Annotated in this window: 16 protein-coding genes; 11 read left to right on the top strand and 5 right to left on the bottom strand. The window is 36.4% G+C overall.

Going from position 1 to position 16,785, the window contains the following annotated elements; translation table 11 throughout:
- Positions 1-35: 35 nt before the first annotated feature.
- The 4 genes from MTQ00_RS17345 (at position 36) to MTQ00_RS17330 (ending at position 5,249) form a co-directional block, all read left to right on the top strand.
- Complete coding sequence (locus MTQ00_RS17345) at positions 36-2,651, top strand: TonB-dependent receptor (RefSeq protein ID WP_273650445.1); 2,616 nt, start codon at positions 36-38, stop codon at positions 2,649-2,651.
- Between the two features lie 93 nt (positions 2,652-2,744).
- Positions 2,745-3,176 (top strand): hypothetical protein, encoded by a 432-nt coding sequence (locus tag MTQ00_RS17340; protein WP_172282253.1) that lies wholly within the window; start codon positions 2,745-2,747, stop codon positions 3,174-3,176.
- Between the two features lie 30 nt (positions 3,177-3,206).
- Positions 3,207-4,199 (top strand): aspartate-semialdehyde dehydrogenase, encoded by a 993-nt coding sequence (locus tag MTQ00_RS17335; RefSeq protein WP_273650444.1) that lies wholly within the window; start codon positions 3,207-3,209, stop codon positions 4,197-4,199.
- A 69-nt stretch (positions 4,200-4,268) separates the two neighbouring features.
- Positions 4,269-5,249, top strand: a complete 981-nt coding sequence (locus MTQ00_RS17330) for a cation diffusion facilitator family transporter (protein WP_273650443.1) — start codon at positions 4,269-4,271, stop codon at positions 5,247-5,249.
- A gap of 10 nt (positions 5,250-5,259) precedes the next feature.
- Here the strand turns inward: MTQ00_RS17330 and MTQ00_RS17325 are convergent, their stop codons facing one another.
- Both MTQ00_RS17325 and xrtF read right to left on the bottom strand, forming a co-directional pair.
- Positions 5,260-5,694, bottom strand: a complete 435-nt coding sequence (locus tag MTQ00_RS17325) for an exosortase F system-associated membrane protein (RefSeq protein ID WP_273650442.1) — start codon at positions 5,692-5,694, stop codon at positions 5,260-5,262.
- Positions 5,681-6,211: an exosortase family protein XrtF gene (gene xrtF, locus MTQ00_RS17320; protein WP_273650441.1), complete on the bottom strand. Its 531-nt coding sequence runs from the start codon at positions 6,209-6,211 to the stop codon at positions 5,681-5,683. The genes MTQ00_RS17325 and xrtF overlap by 14 nt, the downstream gene beginning before the upstream one ends.
- A gap of 50 nt (positions 6,212-6,261) precedes the next feature.
- On the opposite strand from xrtF, the gene MTQ00_RS17315 reads away from it, so the two are divergent.
- The 5 genes from MTQ00_RS17315 to MTQ00_RS17295 all read left to right on the top strand — a co-directional run bounded on the left by MTQ00_RS17315 (position 6,262) and on the right by MTQ00_RS17295 (position 9,820).
- Positions 6,262-7,281: an aminoglycoside phosphotransferase family protein gene (locus MTQ00_RS17315; protein WP_172282236.1), complete on the top strand. Its 1,020-nt coding sequence runs from the start codon at positions 6,262-6,264 to the stop codon at positions 7,279-7,281.
- 53 nt (positions 7,282-7,334) lie between these two features.
- Positions 7,335-7,742: a RapZ C-terminal domain-containing protein gene (locus MTQ00_RS17310; RefSeq protein WP_172282234.1), complete on the top strand. Its 408-nt coding sequence runs from the start codon at positions 7,335-7,337 to the stop codon at positions 7,740-7,742.
- Positions 7,743-7,817: 75 nt separating this feature from the next.
- The gene (locus tag MTQ00_RS17305) at positions 7,818-8,531 is read left to right on the top strand and encodes a nucleotidyltransferase family protein (RefSeq protein WP_172282233.1); all 714 of its coding nucleotides are present in this window, start codon (positions 7,818-7,820) and stop codon (positions 8,529-8,531) included.
- 7 nt (positions 8,532-8,538) lie between these two features.
- Complete coding sequence (locus MTQ00_RS17300) at positions 8,539-9,291, top strand: TIGR00730 family Rossman fold protein (RefSeq protein ID WP_373428014.1); 753 nt, start codon at positions 8,539-8,541, stop codon at positions 9,289-9,291.
- A gap of 58 nt (positions 9,292-9,349) precedes the next feature.
- On the top strand, positions 9,350-9,820 hold the full coding sequence (locus MTQ00_RS17295) for a DUF6702 family protein (RefSeq protein ID WP_228457017.1): 471 nt from the start codon (positions 9,350-9,352) through the stop codon (positions 9,818-9,820).
- Between the two features lie 65 nt (positions 9,821-9,885).
- Here MTQ00_RS17295 and MTQ00_RS17290 read toward each other — a convergent pair whose 3' ends face one another.
- Together MTQ00_RS17290 and MTQ00_RS17285 are read right to left on the bottom strand one after the other, a co-directional pair.
- Complete coding sequence (locus MTQ00_RS17290) at positions 9,886-11,193, bottom strand: DUF5689 domain-containing protein (RefSeq protein ID WP_273650440.1); 1,308 nt, start codon at positions 11,191-11,193, stop codon at positions 9,886-9,888.
- 31 nt (positions 11,194-11,224) lie between these two features.
- Positions 11,225-14,095, bottom strand: coding sequence for a carboxypeptidase-like regulatory domain-containing protein (locus MTQ00_RS17285; protein WP_273650439.1), 2,871 nt, complete (start codon positions 14,093-14,095; stop codon positions 11,225-11,227).
- A gap of 233 nt (positions 14,096-14,328) precedes the next feature.
- Between MTQ00_RS17285 and MTQ00_RS17280 the strand changes: the two genes are divergently transcribed.
- Entirely contained in the window at positions 14,329-15,516 is a 1,188-nt protein-coding gene (locus MTQ00_RS17280) for an endonuclease/exonuclease/phosphatase family protein (protein ID WP_273650438.1), read from the top strand.
- 30 nt (positions 15,517-15,546) lie between these two features.
- Positions 15,547-15,969, top strand: coding sequence for a DUF6146 family protein (locus MTQ00_RS17275; RefSeq protein WP_273650437.1), 423 nt, complete (start codon positions 15,547-15,549; stop codon positions 15,967-15,969).
- Between the two features lie 56 nt (positions 15,970-16,025).
- Here MTQ00_RS17275 and MTQ00_RS17270 read toward each other — a convergent pair whose 3' ends face one another.
- Positions 16,026-16,622 carry a superoxide dismutase gene (locus MTQ00_RS17270; protein WP_194304258.1) on the bottom strand — a complete coding sequence of 199 codons (597 nt, stop codon included), beginning with the start codon at positions 16,620-16,622 and terminating at the stop codon, positions 16,026-16,028.
- Positions 16,623-16,785: the final 163 nt, after the last annotated feature.

Here is a 16,785-nt window from a genome sequence, read left to right as displayed (position 1 = left end):
TGCATAAAATTTAAATCTAACTATTACTAACGATTATGAAATTAATCAACAAATCGATACTGACTGTAGTAATTACATTGTCTACAGCTAGTGTTTATTACGCTCAAGAAACACAGGACACGATTAAGAGGTCTAAAGACATTGAGGAGGTAATTTTACAAGGTGTAACAGATATCGCTAAAGATAGAAAGACACCGGTTGCTGCATCTACTATTAAAGCAGCACAAATTATCGAAAGATTAGGAAACCAAGAACTTACCGAGATTTTAAACACTACACCTTCAGTGTACGCTACTAAATCCGGAGGTGGTTACGGTGACGGAGGTATTACCATGAGAGGTTTCGAGTCCCGAAACATCGCAGTAATGGTAAACGGTATGCCTGTAAATGATATGGAAGGAGGTACTGTATACTACTCTAACTGGACAGGTTTAGCTGACGTTACTAGTTTTGTTCAAGCACAGAGAGGTTTAGGTTCTTCTAAATTAGGGATAGCTTCTGTAGGGGGAACTATTAACTACATTACTCGTTCTGCGGACATGAAAAAAGGAGGTGTGATAAGATTAGGAGTTGGTAATAATGACTACTTAAAAACATCATTTGCATATAATACTGGAAAACTTGATAAAGGATGGTCTTCATCTTTTCTAATGAGTAGAACTGCAGGAGGAACTTATATCGAAAACACAGACTTTGAAGCTTATGCTTACTATTTCGCATTAGGTTGGGAGCCGAACAAAAAGCATAACTTCCAATTCACTATAACTTCATCTCCACAGTGGCATGATCAGAGAACCTTCTCTCCTACTATTGCAAACTATATAAAATATAATCCGGACCAAGATGGTACTCCATACAGACAATACAATTCTGATTATGGTTACTATACCGATGCAAATGGAAATAAAGTGGCTTTAGCAAACAGATCTAATTATTACGCTAAGCCCGTAATGATGTTGAACTGGGATTGGAATATGAATGAAAAATCCAAATTAAGTACTGTTCTATATATGTCTAATGGTAGAGGTGGTGGAACTGGTGATTTGGGTAGAGTTGGCGGAAAAGGAGCTACTGGTTACTATGACAATATGGGGCATTTCAATTATGATGCTATTTTTGCAGCTAACCAGGCTGTTGACCTAAATAATCCGGCTACTCCAGCAGGAAGTACATTAATCCGTAGAGCAAGTATTAACTCCCACAACTGGTATGGGATTTTAGCAAATTTCCAACATAAAATCAATGATAACTGGAATTTCTCAGTAGGTACAGACGACAGATATTACTATGGTTATCATTATCAAGTAGTTTCAGATCTTTACGGAGCTGCAGGGTATAAAGAAGCCGGAAACAAAAATGTGGCGCCATACATTGTTAATAAAGTGTATGATTACAAGAGCCTTTCATGGAATCCGTTTGGAGGGAAAACTGCTCCAATAGGAGATCAAATAGGCTACAGTAATGATGGTGAAGTACTTTGGTACAGTGGATTCGCTCAAGTAGAATATTCTAAGGATAATTTATCAGCATTCTTACAAGGTTCCGTTTCAAATCAGGCATATCAAAGAATTGATAACTTTGTAAAAGATGGTGTAACCAGACAACCTAATGCAGTTACTGGACAGATAGTAAATACAAAAACTGGTTTCAAGAATCTTTTCGGATACAACATTAAAGGGGGGGCAAATTATAATATTAATGATAACCATAATGTTTTTGCTAATATCGGATATTACAGCAAGCAGCCTTTCATGAACTCTGTATATCCAAGTAACTTTCAGGTTCTTAACCCTACTTTGACTAATGAGAAAATCTTCTCAGCTGAAGTTGGTTATGGATTCAGATCATCTAAATTAAACGCAAATGTTAACCTTTACAGAACTGAGTGGAAAGACAGATGGTTCAGAAGAGGAGGAATGACATTTGAAGTAGTAGATCCTTCTTCTCCAACAGGAACGTCAACATTAACCGGTTACGCAGAAATCAGTGGAATTACACAGGTACATATGGGAATTGAAATAGATGCAACCTATAAGCCAATCCCCATGCTAGAATTCCAAGGAATGTTATCTATTGGAGACTACAAATATAAAGGTAATGCTAGTGGGGCTACATTTGATGATAACAACAATCCAGTAGTAACTTCTGGAAACGCTTCTAACAATACTACTCTTTACCTAGATGGTGTAAAAGTAGGGGGAAGTAGCAGTAACAGTATTCCTCAGATGACTGCTTCATTGGGAGCTACCATAAGACCTGTAAAAGATTTAAGTATCTATGGTACTTGGAGATACGTGGGTGAAATTTACTCATCTATTGATCCAGGATCATTCTCCAAACCTGAAAACCAGGCAAGAGGATCACTTAAATTACCAGATTTTAATCTGTTTGATGTAGGATTTTCTTATAAAATAAGATTAAATAACACGTCACAATACTTCACTGTAGGTGCTAACGTTTACAACTTATTAGATACTACTTATATTTCAGATGGAGCAACTAACATCTTTGCTAAAGGAGAGGGAGATTTCTCAACGCCTCAGCAATATGCTGCATATCAAGCTACTTTATACAAAGGGCTTGACCCATCGAACAGAGTTTATTTCGGTTTCGGAAGAACTTGGTCTGCTAATTTATCTTTCAACTTCTAATAATATAAATTTAGATTTTATAAATATCAATCCCGGCTTTGGCCGGGATTTTTTGTTATCTTTGTCTACTAGAAAAATAGAAAAAAAAAGGATATGGATTTTTACAAGATTTTACTTAGTGCCCACAAAGGATTTGGGTATCTTGAGCTTCTTTTGGTAGCACTATTTATTATTGCACTTTTAGGGACCATGTTTGGCTTCAGTGGAAAAGTGAACAAATTTTTAAAGAAGACCACTCTTTTCACCATGATCTTCTTCCACGTTCAATTTTTGATTGGAATCATTATGCTGATAACCAACTTTACAAAAGGATTGGATATGGGAGCAGTAATGAAAAATGCAGACCTAAGATTTCAATATGTGGAACATCCATTTTCTATGCTGATTGCAGCCGTATTGATGACGATCATCAATAAAAAAGTAAAATCCAATGATACTATTTCGTTAGGAATTGTAATCATGGGACTTATTGCGGTTGGCTTATTTGCATTCGCGTTCCCGTGGACAAGGGTCTTCGGGGCATAATATATTAACTTAAACATTGTAATCATTAAGATGAAAGTAGCTGTAGTAGGTTCAACAGGAATGGTTGGACAAGTTATGCTTAAAGTTTTGGAGGAGAGAAACTTCCCTGTCACAGAATTAATTCCGGTAGCTTCGGAAAAATCTATTGGTAAGAAGGTGAAGTATAAACAGGAAGAGTATACGATTGTAAGCATTAATGACGCTATAGCTGCCAAACCTGATATTGCTATTTTTTCAGCCGGAGGTTCTACATCTTTGGAATTTGCTCCCAAATTTGCTGAAGCAGGAATTACTGTAATCGACAATTCTTCTGCGTGGAGAATGGATCCTACCAAAAAACTGGTGGTTCCTGAGATCAATTCGAATGTTTTAACGGCCGAAGATAAAATTATTGCTAACCCGAACTGCTCTACCATTCAGTTGGTTATGGTTCTGGGACCACTTAATAAGAAATATGACCTTAAAAGAGTGGTTGTTTCAACCTATCAGTCTGTGACAGGAACTGGGAAAGCAGCCGTAGATCAGTTAAATTCTGAAATTAAAGGTGATGATTCCGTATCAAAGGTATATCCTTATCAGATCTTTAAAAATGCTTTACCACACTGTGACGTTTTCAGTGATGACGATTACACGAAGGAAGAGATTAAATTAATGAAAGAGCCTAAGAAAATCTTAGGGGATGATACTTTTAATTTAACGGCAACGGCAGTAAGGGTTCCGGTTCAGGGCGGACATTCGGAAAGTGTGAATATCGAATTTGAAAATGATTTCGACCTCGATGAAGTAAGAAAGATCTTATCTGAAACCCCGGGAGTTATAGTAATAGATGATGTGAAAAACAACCGATATCCGATGCCACTAGACTCAGAAGGAAAAGATGAAGTCTTTGTAGGAAGGATAAGACGGGATCTGTCACAACCCAAAACGCTCAATTTGTGGATCGTGGCGGATAATCTGAGAAAAGGCGCTGCAACGAACGCAGTACAAATTGCAGAATACCTAGTATCAAAAAACTTAGTTTAAACTAACAAAATAAAAAAGAGTCTCAAAATTGAGATTCTTTTTTTTATCAAACTAGTAAGATTAAAGAATATGAATAAAAATAAGATAGGCTTTCAAAGATTAATTGCCGTTTTTGGAGTTATTTTGTTCATCGGTAAAATTATCGCCTGGAAACTCACTAATTCCGATGCTGTTTTTTCAGACGCTATGGAAAGTGTCGTGAACGTTATCAGCGCGTTTATGGGACTCTATTCACTCCATCTAGCCGCAAAACCTAAAGATGAGGGACACCCTTACGGACATGGAAAAGTTGAATTCGTAACTTCCGGAATAGAGGGAGCGCTAATCGCCATAGCAGGTATTATGATCATCTACGAAGGTACCCATAGTTTAATCGTCGGTAAGACGCTTAATAAAATGGACTGGGGAATTGCAATCATTGCTGCCACTGCAGTAGTCAATTATCTGCTGGGTTATATTTCCATTAAAAAAGGGAAAGCGGATAACTCATTGGTTCTCATCTCTTCAGGAAAACACCTCCAATCTGATACCATTACCACTCTTGGAGTTGTTCTTAGTTTAATTGTTGTTTACTTTACAAAGATCTATTGGCTAGATTCTGTCGTTGCCTTGGTATTTGGAGCCTATATTATATTTGTAGGATATAAGATCATCCGCAAGTCTTTAAGCGGAATTATGGATGAACAGGATCCCGAGATACTGATCCAGATTGTTCAAGTTCTTGAAAACAACAGAAAAGCAGAATGGATTGATGTACATAATATGAAAATCCAGCAATTCGGAGCTTCGCTCCATATCGATGCACATATTACGCTACCATGGTATTATAGCCTTCGTGACGCCCATAAAGAAATGGAAAATGTGATTATCCTCCTGGCAAAAAATATCAACCGTACCATTGAATTTAATTTTCATATGGATGACTGCAAAACGATTTCATGCCCGGTCTGCCAGATCATGGATTGCCCAGTCCGCGAAAGGGATTTCGTAAAAAGAGTGGAATGGACTACAGAGAATATAACACTGGAGGTTAAACATACTGCAACATAGACTGATATATCTAAGCTCTTTTTAATAATTGTTGCCTGTAATAAAACATAGGAACAACAAGAAGTATAATCAAAGGCTGGATCACAAACCTTCTCATATAGAAAGAAAAAAGATATCCCACTTCAAACCTGTCGTGAATACAGTAAAGATAGATGGGAAAAGTAATAAGAAAAATTATAGTAATCAATACTCCACCCTGTAGGGTCCAGGTCTTATTTTTAAATAAAAAATGAATAATAAGGCAGGAAAAAAATAAATTCAGAAAAAATCTTAGGAAATGCCCAAGAATCAGCTTTCCCCAATCAAAAGCAGGAAAAGCAATAGTCTTATCGGCTTTATGAAAATACTCAAGAAAAGGATCATAAAAGATCTTATTTTCAAATACCCGTACACTCATAAGTCCCGCAACTCCAAGTATCACTAAAACCCAGTTAAGTATTTTCATTCTTTAAAGCAAAAAATTTAATCCAAACAAGCCACAGGATAACTACCGTTCCATAGATCACAGCAGGAAAAAGAAAATCATGGGCCATCTTTTCATACTGCTTGTAATCACTGACCAAAAGATTAATTCCTACGATCCTAAGAACATTGATCACATAAAGTATCATAAGGCCGATCAAAACAAAAATAAATGTTTTAGCTCCTTTATAGAATGCAAAAACAAAAGATACGAAAAGAATTATTACGGAAATTGCATTACATCCTTCAACCATTCGTGTAACGTAAACATTCTTTACATAAAACCAGACCTGTTCTTTTTCAACGTCATTATACAGCTGTGTAGGATATTTCAAAATATTCTGAATATAGCTCACCTGTTCAGCAATCATCCTTGAAAAAGGATCCAGCCCCGTTTCCTTGTAGCTGTTCAGATAAAACTGATAAGCCAACAGCAACACCACATAAATGATGATGAACCTCAACAGAATACTTAAAACCGGCTTAAAATCCTTTAGCATAATACAAAGATAAAAATTAGACTCTAATTTAGTATATTTGTTTCCATATTATGACTTCTGAAAACGCACAACGATTTTTTGAAAACCATATAGGTAAAAAATCTTCTGAGTTCGTCACATTGGCTCAAAGCGGATCCGCGAGAGTGAATTTTCTGGCGCAGGCAGATAACAAAAAGTATATTATTACCTATAATGAAAATATTCAGGAAAATGAAAGTTTTTTTTATTATTCAAATATTTTCTCTCACTTACACCTCAACACTCCTGCTATTCTTATTATTTCCGAAGACCGGAAAACATATGTTCAGGAATTTTTAGGAGAACACACCCTCTCCGAAATTATTGCAAAAGAGGGTCTTTCCGTGAAAGTAAAAGCCATGGTCAGGCAGACTTTAGAAAAGCTTTTTCAGTTACAAATACGGACAAGTGGGGAAATAGATTTTACCAAAACATTTGAATATGAGAATTATGACGAACTTCCGGTCATCCACGATTTGTATTATTTTAAGAATTTCATTGCCGATGTCCTGGAGCTGGAATATCATAAGTCAACCCTACTAAAAGAATTCAAAGCCATAGCCTCTCTTATTGAAAGTCTTGAGCCAAAAGGAATAATGATACGGGATTTTCAGGCAAGAAATATCATGGTTAACGAAAATAACGATGTTTCCTTCATTGATTATCAATCTGCAATGAAAGGCCCTCTTATCTATGATGTTATTTCCTTTCTTTTTCAGGCTAAGGCAAACTTTCCCGAAGATTTCAAAAATGAAATGTTAGAATTTTATATTCAGCAATTTGAAAGTGAGCAGACACAACATCAACTAAGAAACTCGGTAAAACCTATTCAAATGATGAGATTTCTCCAGGTTCTTGGTGCATACGGTTTTAGAGGTCTTATTCAAAGAAAGCCACATTTTATATCAAGCATCAATCAGGGGATTGAAAACGTGATACGTTTCGCGGAAACTTGGGAAGGTATAAATGAATATCCTGAGCTCAAAAAATTAATACAACAATTAGATCACGAGAAAGTACATTTAAAAATAAACACAATTTTAAACCCGTAAAGCCTTAAGAAAACACATCTAAATCTTAAAGGGTAAATAAAAAATATATACTTATGTTACACATAGACATCCACAGTTTTTCATACAAGAAAGGAGGAATTCCCAAAGACGAAACCGGTAATGGTGGAGGTTTTACTTTTGATTGCAGAGGAATTCTTAATCCCGGAAGAATTGAGGAATATAAAAGTCAGACAGGAAGCGACAAAGGAGTCCAGGAGTTCCTTGAAAATGAAACCGAGATGCCACGATTTCTGGAATTGGTAAAAGGAATCATATCCATCAATATTGATAATTATCTTTCCCGGGGATTTGAAAATCTGCAAATTAATTTTGGGTGTACCGGAGGACAGCACAGATCAGTATATTCAGCAATAAAAATAGCCGAATTTATCAAAGAAAAATATCCTCAGGGAACTGAAATAAGCTTACATCATGATGAGCAACATCATCTTAATTCATAATTGATAAACGATCAATTATATAAATAATTAATGTACTCCGTGTATGTTTTAATAATCATCTACCCATTATAACAAATGAAAGCTCTAATCTTCGCTGCCGGTAAAGGAACACGCCTCAAGCCTTTTACAGACCATCATCCGAAAGCCTTGGCAAAAGTAAATGGAGTTCCACTACTGGAACGGAATATCAAATATCTTAAAAGTTTTGGAATTAATGATTTTGTCATTAATATCCATCATTTTGGAAATCAGATCATTGATTTTTTAAAGGAAAATAACAACTTTAATTGCAATATTGAAATATCTGATGAGCGTGAAGAATTGCTTGAAACCGGAGGTGGTTTAATTTTTGCTAGAAGATTCCTTGATCATGGAGAAGATTTCTTAATCATGAATGCGGATATTCTTACCGATATTAATATTAATGATCTTGTAAGTTATCACAAAAAGATAAAAGATTTTGCTACTTTAGCCGTCTCGGACAGGGAAAGCTCGAGAAAATTACTTTTCAATGATGAAATGGTTTTAAGAGGCTGGCTAAACGTACAAACCGGAGAACAAAGGCTTGCAGAATTCAATAAAGGATTTAAAGCATTGGCTTTTAGCGGTGTACATTGCATTAACCCTTCTATCTTTGAAAAAATAAAAAGAACAGGCAAATTTTCTGTTATGGAAGAATATCTGGATTTAATGCAAACCGAACATATTCATGGATTTGTACACAATAATCTGCTGATAGATGTTGGAAGACCAGAATCTGTAAAAGAAGCCGAAAAACATTTTAAATAATTTTGCAATGGAAATGGATGGTACCAGAGACGAAAGTTTAATAAATCCGGAATTTGATGTTAATGAAACAAAACTACAAAACAGTTTAAGACAAAAAACCTGGGACGAAATCATTACTAAGGATAGCTGGATGGTTTTCAAAGTAATGGCTGAATTCGTAGACGGTTATGAAAAATTAGCTAAAATAGGCCCTTGTGTTTCCATTTTCGGGTCTGCAAGATTAAAGCCCGAAAGCAAATACTACGAAATGGCCGTAGAAATTGCAGAAAAAATAACGAAAATAGGTTTTGGTATCATTACAGGAGGAGGTCCAGGAATTATGGAAGCAGGAAATAAAGGAGCCTTTAATGCTAAGGGTAAATCTATCGGCTTAAATATAGACCTTCCTTTTGAACAGCATTTCAACCCTTATATCAACAAATCCTATTCGATGAATTTTGACTACTTCTTTGTAAGGAAGGTCATGTTTGTAAAATACTCCCAGGGATTTGTTGTAATGCCAGGAGGATTTGGTACCCTGGATGAACTTACTGAAGCTATCACGCTGATCCAGACGAACAAAATCGGAAAGTTCCCTATTGTTCTGGTTGGGTCTGAGTTTTGGAGTGGACTGTTAGATTGGTTTAAGGCAACTTTACTAAAAGAAGGGATGATTGCTGAAGACGATCTTGATCTTTACAGAGTGGTAGATACTGCGGATGAGGCTGTAGCACACATTAAAGCATTTTACGACAAGTATGCGGTAAACGTGAACTTCTAGTTGGCATATTATTTGTCACTTATAACGAACAATTATGATTGTAAATTTATTAATTAAGATGAAAAAACTTTTATATATATCAGGAATTTTAACATGTTTTATGTTAATGAGTTTTATGTATGTAGACTTTTTCTCTTCAATGACTAAGGTTGATTATATAGATGGAAGCAAAACATTGAAGTTCACCACGAAAATGAATACGAGTCATATTTCCGATGCTATTAAGATAAATCCGAACACAGCAGGTTTTGAGGCAGAAGTAAAAAAATATGTCAATAATAATTTTGATGTGTACGTCAACGGCTCTCCAAAAACAATAACATTTACAGGAAGTCAGGTAAGCGGAGAAACTGTATGGGTATATTTTGAAACCGGAGGTGTTTCAGATATCAATACCTTGAAAATAAAAAACACGATCCTTCTAAGCGCCTTTCCAAAACAGAGTAACATTGTTACTATCTCGTATAAAGGAAGTCAGAAAGTAATGAATTTCCAACGAGGGAAAGAAGTGAACGAAGTATCTTTTTAAAGAGTTAATTTAAATTATGAAAGCCACTACAGATGTAGTGGCTTTTTTATGGAAATTGTAGTTTTTTAATTACCCACTACTCTAACATTGTCTAACTCCCAGGTGGCAGCTGCCGATGTTGTGGAGGTATATTTAAATGCAATTGAAATACTCTTATTAACATAGGCATTAAGATTAATATCTCCGGAATAAGTCCAGGTATTAAACGCAGCCGCATTTGTATCCAGTATTGCAGATAAAGGCACCCAGTTTGTTGTCGATGGATTTCCGGTGTAGTTTTCAGTAACAAAAACTTCAAGTGGGTTACCATTATATCTTGCGTCAGTTTCAAAAGATAAAGCTGCCGAAGTAAAGCCCTGCAAAGAAATTGGTTTAGAAATCAGCCAGTCCTCATTAACATTATTACCTCCGGAAAAACCATTCATCACTACACATGGTTTTGGATTTCCAAACTGTTGAATGTTCCATACCTGCGCTCCTGTGATACTAACAGCAAACCAATTATCATCCAGACTTCCATCAAAACCTTCAAAGAAAAACCTTTTCCCCGTAAATTGTACATCGTTCAAACTTCTGATCAGCATTTGCCATGAAGAATTGTAGCGGCTTACTACAAATGTCAGTTCCCCTTTTCCTTCAGGAATCAAAGCAGAGCCAGAAGTAAAAAACCCTGAATTTCTAATATTCGTTGCATTTCCAAAGACATCCACGATACTTCTATCAGTATCTACTCCTGCACCACCTACATAATCTATGTATTTCTTACCCATCTCAGAAGCAGAAAACTGAACATTCGGAACCTTCACCAGCATATTCAGATAATTAGCATCCTGGGCCAACTTCAGATTCGCCAATTCAAGAGGCTTTAACGTAGCAATATCAAGTCCGTTTCCATTACATACCCCAGACATATATCTGCTCAGTAAAGGTCCCGGGATTCTTCCTATAGCATAAGTATTATCCACGGAGCCTATCTTCACAACTCCTCTGTCAAGTCCAAGTCTTAATCCTTTTGCATTAATTCTGATATGGGCTCCCACAGGGAAATCAGCATAATTATTTGCTCTATCTACTTCAATTTGTAATCCCACGGTAGGATTTTCAGGTTTATCCTGAAAAGAAATCGTTTTATAGAAATTGCCGTTTTCATCTGAAGATACCACATAACCATCGAAAATCTGGTCCGTATTGATGAGAATATAACCACTCGACGGAGCCTGGGCTTTAAAATCAGCCATAGTCATCGTAACCGCTGGAAATTTATTCGTGCACTTAACGGGTGGAGTTTCCCAATCATCTTTTTGCACGCAAGATGTAACAGAAGCTGCCAAAACCACTCCCATTACTATACTAAAGTATTTTTTTATATTCATTGTTGTTGTTTTTAATAATGGATGATAGAAATTAAAATCTAAGCTGAAGATTAATGAAATAAGATCTTCCCTGTGTATACCAGTATTTTGGGCCAAATAAAGTAAACTCCCTGTCTGTATCCTGAACAAAATCCGGGAATTTGGCATTTCTTGTTTGCTCAAAGCCTCCGGTGATATACCTCTTATTGTTCAAAATATTATTAACCGAAGCTGAAAGCAAAACGTAATATTTACCAATGACCCAGGATTTTCCTGCATTAGCATTGATAAAAAATGAAGAAGGCAGCTTATTGGGTTGCAACACTCTTCTCAGTTCAGATTCGCTAAGATTAATATAAGGAGTTGAAGAAACATTATTCTGAACAAATGATTCTGTCCTTATCAGAGCGGATGGATCCAAATAATTATCATCAAAATAATTCCAGTTGGCACCGAACCACCAGTATTTGGGAGAATTATATCTGAACCCCAAAGAGTAAGCCTGCTGTGGAGTCCCTCCCTGACGATAATTTTTAATGTAAGCCTTTCCTAAATTTATATAAGAAAGTCCATTAGAAAAAATACCTGAAGCGTCGGAAGCAAAATAGGTAACAGGATCATTCTCATAGGTAAACTGTCCAAGGCTTACTAACCCCTGTAGTGATAATGTAGGAATAATCTTTACGTCTAACCCCAGCTCTGCCCCCATATTTCTTCTTTTAACGTCGGTCATTACCTGCGTTACAAATGCACTTTGTACAATAGTTTCATTTCCCTGGTCATCAGAATTACTTAACTGAATACCATCAGCAAAAAACCTTTGCACGGTGGTTTCATTGCTTGTGTTCACCAAGTATCCCGTTAACCTCAACTTAAGAAACGGTGAAGAAATAACATAGCTGATATCATTGGCACTGATTACCATATTCTGAATATTAGGTGCTACAGATCCGTTTACTCTGGGATTGATAAAGAGATCTTCCAGATAAGGAGCCTGCGAATAATATGCTCCATTGTATACCAAAAAGTTCCTGCCATTCAGTTTGTAAACTACCTGACCTTTCAGTCCATAATTCCAGTAATTGTAGTCCTGTCCTTTCCCTTTAGAGTCTTTATACAAATAATGATTGAATAATCCTTCCCTGCTGGATGTTGAGTAGCCTGCAAGAGCAGAAACAAATACATCAAATTTTCCGGTTGCAAATTTTAGTCCCGGATTCACCTTAACTTCCTGTCTTCTGAAAATATAATCGTAAGTCATTCTGTCTCCGACCTTTTTCGTTACATTCTCTTCCCCATCATTAAACAATCCTGATTTTCCCGGTTGATTGGTTGCCGCAAACGGATCCCGGTTTAAAACAAAATCAGCACCTAAAAGATCCTTGACTTCCCTATATTGTTCTGATTTATAATTTTGATATGATACATTCAATAGGAACTTATTTGTATCATTAAAATTGTGGATAAAGTGTGTTGCTGCATTAAAAATCTTATCATTATTTACATCATCAACCAGATAATATAAAGCCCTTCGTCCCGTCTGCCCGTAATACGTTCCTGCCGCCTGTTGCCCATTCCTTTTGTAAAGAGCATCCCAATTAAGCTGAGTACTTCCCGGATCTCCGGAAGTCCAGGCTGCCAGAGATGTCTGATATGCGTCCTGGGCAGTCGTCATCGTTCCACCAGGTCCTACAGCGACCGATGCATTAGGGTCTAAGGAATCATAATAACTTGGCAAATTCCTGTAGTATGTAGGTGACGGATTTTGTACTTTCTGCCAGTCTAAGCGCGAGCCTCTATCCTTTCCAAACTGATACGAGACAGAAGTCCAGAGACTTGATTTCTTGTCAATTTTCCAAAAATCCTGGATTTGGAATATCGGCTGAAAACCCTTTCTAACTCTTTCACTTCTTTGTTTACCGTCCTGATATCCCCAATAGGAATTATAATGTACTCCTCTGTAATCATATACTTCCTGAGTACTTGGGCTTGCTGTCGATCTTCTATAAGGAGCTCCAATAAAATTGAAGGTCATACTATGCTTGTCATTGAATTTCTTTTCAATACCCAAATAAGCTCCATATGCATCGTAAAATGTTCCTTCCTGAATTCCCTCTTCCGCCCATCTCCTTGCTCCCATTACTGTAAATGCCCACCCGTTTTTATTCATCCCGGAGCTATAGCGTAGGGAGGTCCTGTTTCTGTAGTTTCTATTGGTAAGAGATTGCGTAAACTGAAACCCTTTCCTGTATTCACTAGCCTTGGTACTTTTGTAAATGACCGAACTATTTCCCCCAAACGCGTATTCTGATGGGGAATGGTTCGCAGAAATTTCAGGGTATCTCGTCACTTCATTAAGTCCTCCCCAATTTCCAAAATCTACGTTTCCGTTATCAGACTTGATCATAGAAACTCCGTTTAACATAGTTTCTCCCATTCGTCCGTCAATTCCTCTGGGCCGAAACCAGTAAAAACCTAAATCAAACGCTGCAATTCTGCTGAATACATCCTGGGATGATTGAAGAAGTCCAACCGTGGAGGTCTGGCTGCCGCTACCGTCGTCGTCATTATCACTGTCTATGATAGCCAATCCCTGATCAACATTAGTTAAATTAGAATACAGGGTAATAATGCCCAAATCTTTCCTCTTTTCATCATGAGTCACATCGAACTCCATAACTTTGGTTTCGTAATTCGATTTTGTAATAACAATCTGGTAATGTCCGGGCTGCAAATCGACAAATTGAAAGTAGCCAATCTTGTCTGCCGTAACATCATTTTCATTCCCTTTTAAATCTACTTCTGCCCTTTCAATAGGTTTTCCATCTGCATCTTTTAAATAAGCAAACACAGTTGTCTGCGCGAAATAATAAGAAGCCGGAAGTAAAGTAAACAAAGAGACTAATGATAATTTTTTAATCATAAGCAAATGTATTTTTAATAGTTTTCCCTTAGTTTTCAACGCGTTAAAAAAGTAGGGAAATATAAATTTAACAAATTTTTATAATCTGAAATACTTTTAAAATTATGTTATCTTAATATTACGGCTTTGTAATGCATCCGGCTAAACGCTCCGTTCAATTATTTTAAATTTACTTATATTTAAAGATGAAATGAGTTATAAATCAATTGTCTACTTATTAATCTTGACGCAAAATGAGAAAAAATTTAAGCCTTTTTATGTTCCTTTTTTCAATGTTTACCTTTGCCCAGCAAGGCCAGCTAAGAAAGGTAGCGGCAGTAGGTTTTTTGAATGTGGAAAATTTATTTGATACTATACCTTCAGCTGATTATATTGATGGCACTAAAGCAATAAACAATCCTGCATTTCATCGGAGTATCCCATTAGATTCAATCAGATTCCTGGAGGCTGAAAAGTATGATGGTACATGGAGTGATGGCTTGTTAAAAGGGAAAAAAACAGTGAGATATCAAAGCGGATATGAAGAATTCACCCCCAAAAGCTCTAAAAACTATAATACTAAAGTTTATAAAACCAAACTTGCCAATGAAGCAAAGGTCATTTCTGAGCTTGGGTCTCAGTATACAAAAACAGCTCCCGCAGTTGTTGGTCTTATAGAAGTGGAAAACAGGCAGGTAATTCAGGACCTTATCAAAGAACCCGCTTTAGCTAAATATGATTATGGGATCATTCATTATAATTCTTACGATTACAGGGGAATTGATGTTGCATTGATCTATCAGAAGAGAAGATTTACGGTTACGAACTCTTTAAAAAAGGAATTAAAAATTTTCAATGAGACCGGAAAAAGAGAATATACAAGAGACATCCTGGTGGTAACAGGTTTTTTAGACAATGAAAAAGTAGCTTTCTTTATGAATCACTGGCCTTCCCGAAGAGGAGGAGAAGCGGTCTCATTACCTAAGAGAAATGCCGCAGCAGTACTTCTGAAACAACAAATGGACAGTGTACGGGCAGCAGATCCTTCTACTAAGCTATTTGCAATGGGAGATTTTAATGACGACCCGGTAAGTTCCAGTTTAAAGAATCACTTAAAAGCTGTAGGCAATTCAAAAGATCTTAATGACAACACCCCCTATCTGAATCTGATGTATCCTCTATACAAAAAAGGAGTTGCTTCTCTGGCGTATCAGGATGCACCTAACCTATTCGATCAGATCATTGTCTCCAAAAACCTTATTTCCGATCAGGTAACAAAAGAGTACTCTGTTTACAGGGCTGAAATTTATGCTCCCGCATATCTCGTCAATAAAGAAGGAAACTATAAAGGTTATCCTTTCAGGTCCTGGAATGGGGATCAGTTTACCGGAGGATATAGCGACCATTTTCCAGCATTTGTCATTCTTCAGAAGGAACCCTAACTAAAGTACTTTTTGCGTAACTTTATAAGTATGAAAAATCTGATTTTAATAGTATGCATGTTTTGTCTGCCTTTTAGCTGTTTGTCTCAGGACAAACCTAAATCGGACAAAGAGAAATCTGAGATAAAACCGGCCAAAAATGACGATGGAGAGTGGGATATCACTGTATTGGATACTCAATATGATTATTTTTTAAATGCGGTTGCAAAACCGATGAACCAATACACAGAGTCTTACTTAAAATCAAGAAATATAATTCTGGTCAGTGAATGGAATTCCTATTATAATACAGGAAGATATAGGAATGTAATCGAATCGTCGATCAGCTATGATCCAAAAGAAAATTACGGATTAAAGTTTGAATACAAACTTTACCAGGTTTTCGCTTACGTCAATTGGAAATACGGTTTACGAATGAACGGTTTGAGCGGTAGTGATGTCACAAGATATTAATAAAAAAAGGATCAGAAATTTCTGATCCTTTTTTTATTTTTATTGGAAACGATAAACTATTTGTTGAATAATTCCTCTACTTTATCCCAGTTTACTACATCGAAAAACGCTGTAACGTAGTCAGGTCTTCTGTTTTGATAGTTTAGGTAATAAGCATGTTCCCAAACGTCTAATCCTAAAACCGGAGTTCCCTTAACATCTGCCACAGGCATTAATGGATTGTCCTGATTAGGAGTAGAAGATACGGAAACTGAACCGTCTGCATTTTTAATCAGCCATGCCCATCCTGAACCAAATCTTGTTTTAGCAGCCTCAGAGAAATCTGTTTTAAATTTATCAAAACCACCATAGTTTTCAATAGCAGCCTTTACATTTCCTACAGGTTCTTTGCTTCCTCCCGGAGTTAAAATTTCCCAGAATAAAGAATGGTTAAAGTGTCCTCCTCCGTTATTTCTTACTGCAGGCTTATCTGTTCCTGTTTTGCAGATTTCTTCTATTGTTTTTCCAGCCAGGTCCGTACCCTCGATTGCTTTATTCAAATTATCTATATAAGCCTGGTGATGCTTTGTATAGTGAATTTCCATTGTTTTCGCATCAATAGTTGGTTCTAATGCATCGTACGCGTATCCTAGTTTTGGTAATTCAAATGACATAATTTTATTTTTTAATGTTATATTTCAAAGTTAGCCAATAATTGACCGATTATCAAAAATAGCGTATTATTTTAATAAATCTTTAACATTGATATATTATATTCCACATCCTGTTTAAAAGTAAAAAGCACAGATTATGAAAACCTGTGCTTTTTATTTAACA

Origin of the sequence: Chryseobacterium sp. B21-037 (assembly GCF_028570785.1) — a bacterium.
GTDB classification, from domain to species: domain Bacteria; phylum Bacteroidota; class Bacteroidia; order Flavobacteriales; family Weeksellaceae; genus Chryseobacterium; species Chryseobacterium proteolyticum.
Note: the sequence above shows the minus strand (reverse complement) of the source record. Positions and strands in the feature narration are given on the sequence as shown.

Coding starts and splice junctions, on each gene's coding strand:
- MTQ00_RS17270 (WP_194304258.1), bottom strand. CDS start 16,622: ATGTCATTTGAATTACCAAAACTAGGATACGCGTACGATGCATTAGAA.
- MTQ00_RS17305 (WP_172282233.1), top strand. CDS start 7,818: ATGAAAGCTCTAATCTTCGCTGCCGGTAAAGGAACACGCCTCAAGCCT.
- MTQ00_RS17315 (WP_172282236.1), top strand. CDS start 6,262: ATGACTTCTGAAAACGCACAACGATTTTTTGAAAACCATATAGGTAAA.
- MTQ00_RS17285 (WP_273650439.1), bottom strand. CDS start 14,095: ATGATTAAAAAATTATCATTAGTCTCTTTGTTTACTTTACTTCCGGCT.
- MTQ00_RS17310 (WP_172282234.1), top strand. CDS start 7,335: ATGTTACACATAGACATCCACAGTTTTTCATACAAGAAAGGAGGAATT.
- MTQ00_RS17345 (WP_273650445.1), top strand. CDS start 36: ATGAAATTAATCAACAAATCGATACTGACTGTAGTAATTACATTGTCT.
- MTQ00_RS17295 (WP_228457017.1), top strand. CDS start 9,350: ATGAAAAAACTTTTATATATATCAGGAATTTTAACATGTTTTATGTTA.
- MTQ00_RS17330 (WP_273650443.1), top strand. CDS start 4,269: ATGAATAAAAATAAGATAGGCTTTCAAAGATTAATTGCCGTTTTTGGA.
- MTQ00_RS17280 (WP_273650438.1), top strand. CDS start 14,329: ATGAGAAAAAATTTAAGCCTTTTTATGTTCCTTTTTTCAATGTTTACC.
- MTQ00_RS17290 (WP_273650440.1), bottom strand. CDS start 11,193: ATGAATATAAAAAAATACTTTAGTATAGTAATGGGAGTGGTTTTGGCA.
- xrtF (WP_273650441.1), bottom strand. CDS start 6,211: ATGCTAAAGGATTTTAAGCCGGTTTTAAGTATTCTGTTGAGGTTCATC.
- MTQ00_RS17300 (WP_373428014.1), top strand. CDS start 8,539: ATGGAAATGGATGGTACCAGAGACGAAAGTTTAATAAATCCGGAATTT.
- MTQ00_RS17325 (WP_273650442.1), bottom strand. CDS start 5,694: ATGAAAATACTTAACTGGGTTTTAGTGATACTTGGAGTTGCGGGACTT.
- MTQ00_RS17275 (WP_273650437.1), top strand. CDS start 15,547: ATGAAAAATCTGATTTTAATAGTATGCATGTTTTGTCTGCCTTTTAGC.
- MTQ00_RS17335 (WP_273650444.1), top strand. CDS start 3,207: ATGAAAGTAGCTGTAGTAGGTTCAACAGGAATGGTTGGACAAGTTATG.
- MTQ00_RS17340 (WP_172282253.1), top strand. CDS start 2,745: ATGGATTTTTACAAGATTTTACTTAGTGCCCACAAAGGATTTGGGTAT.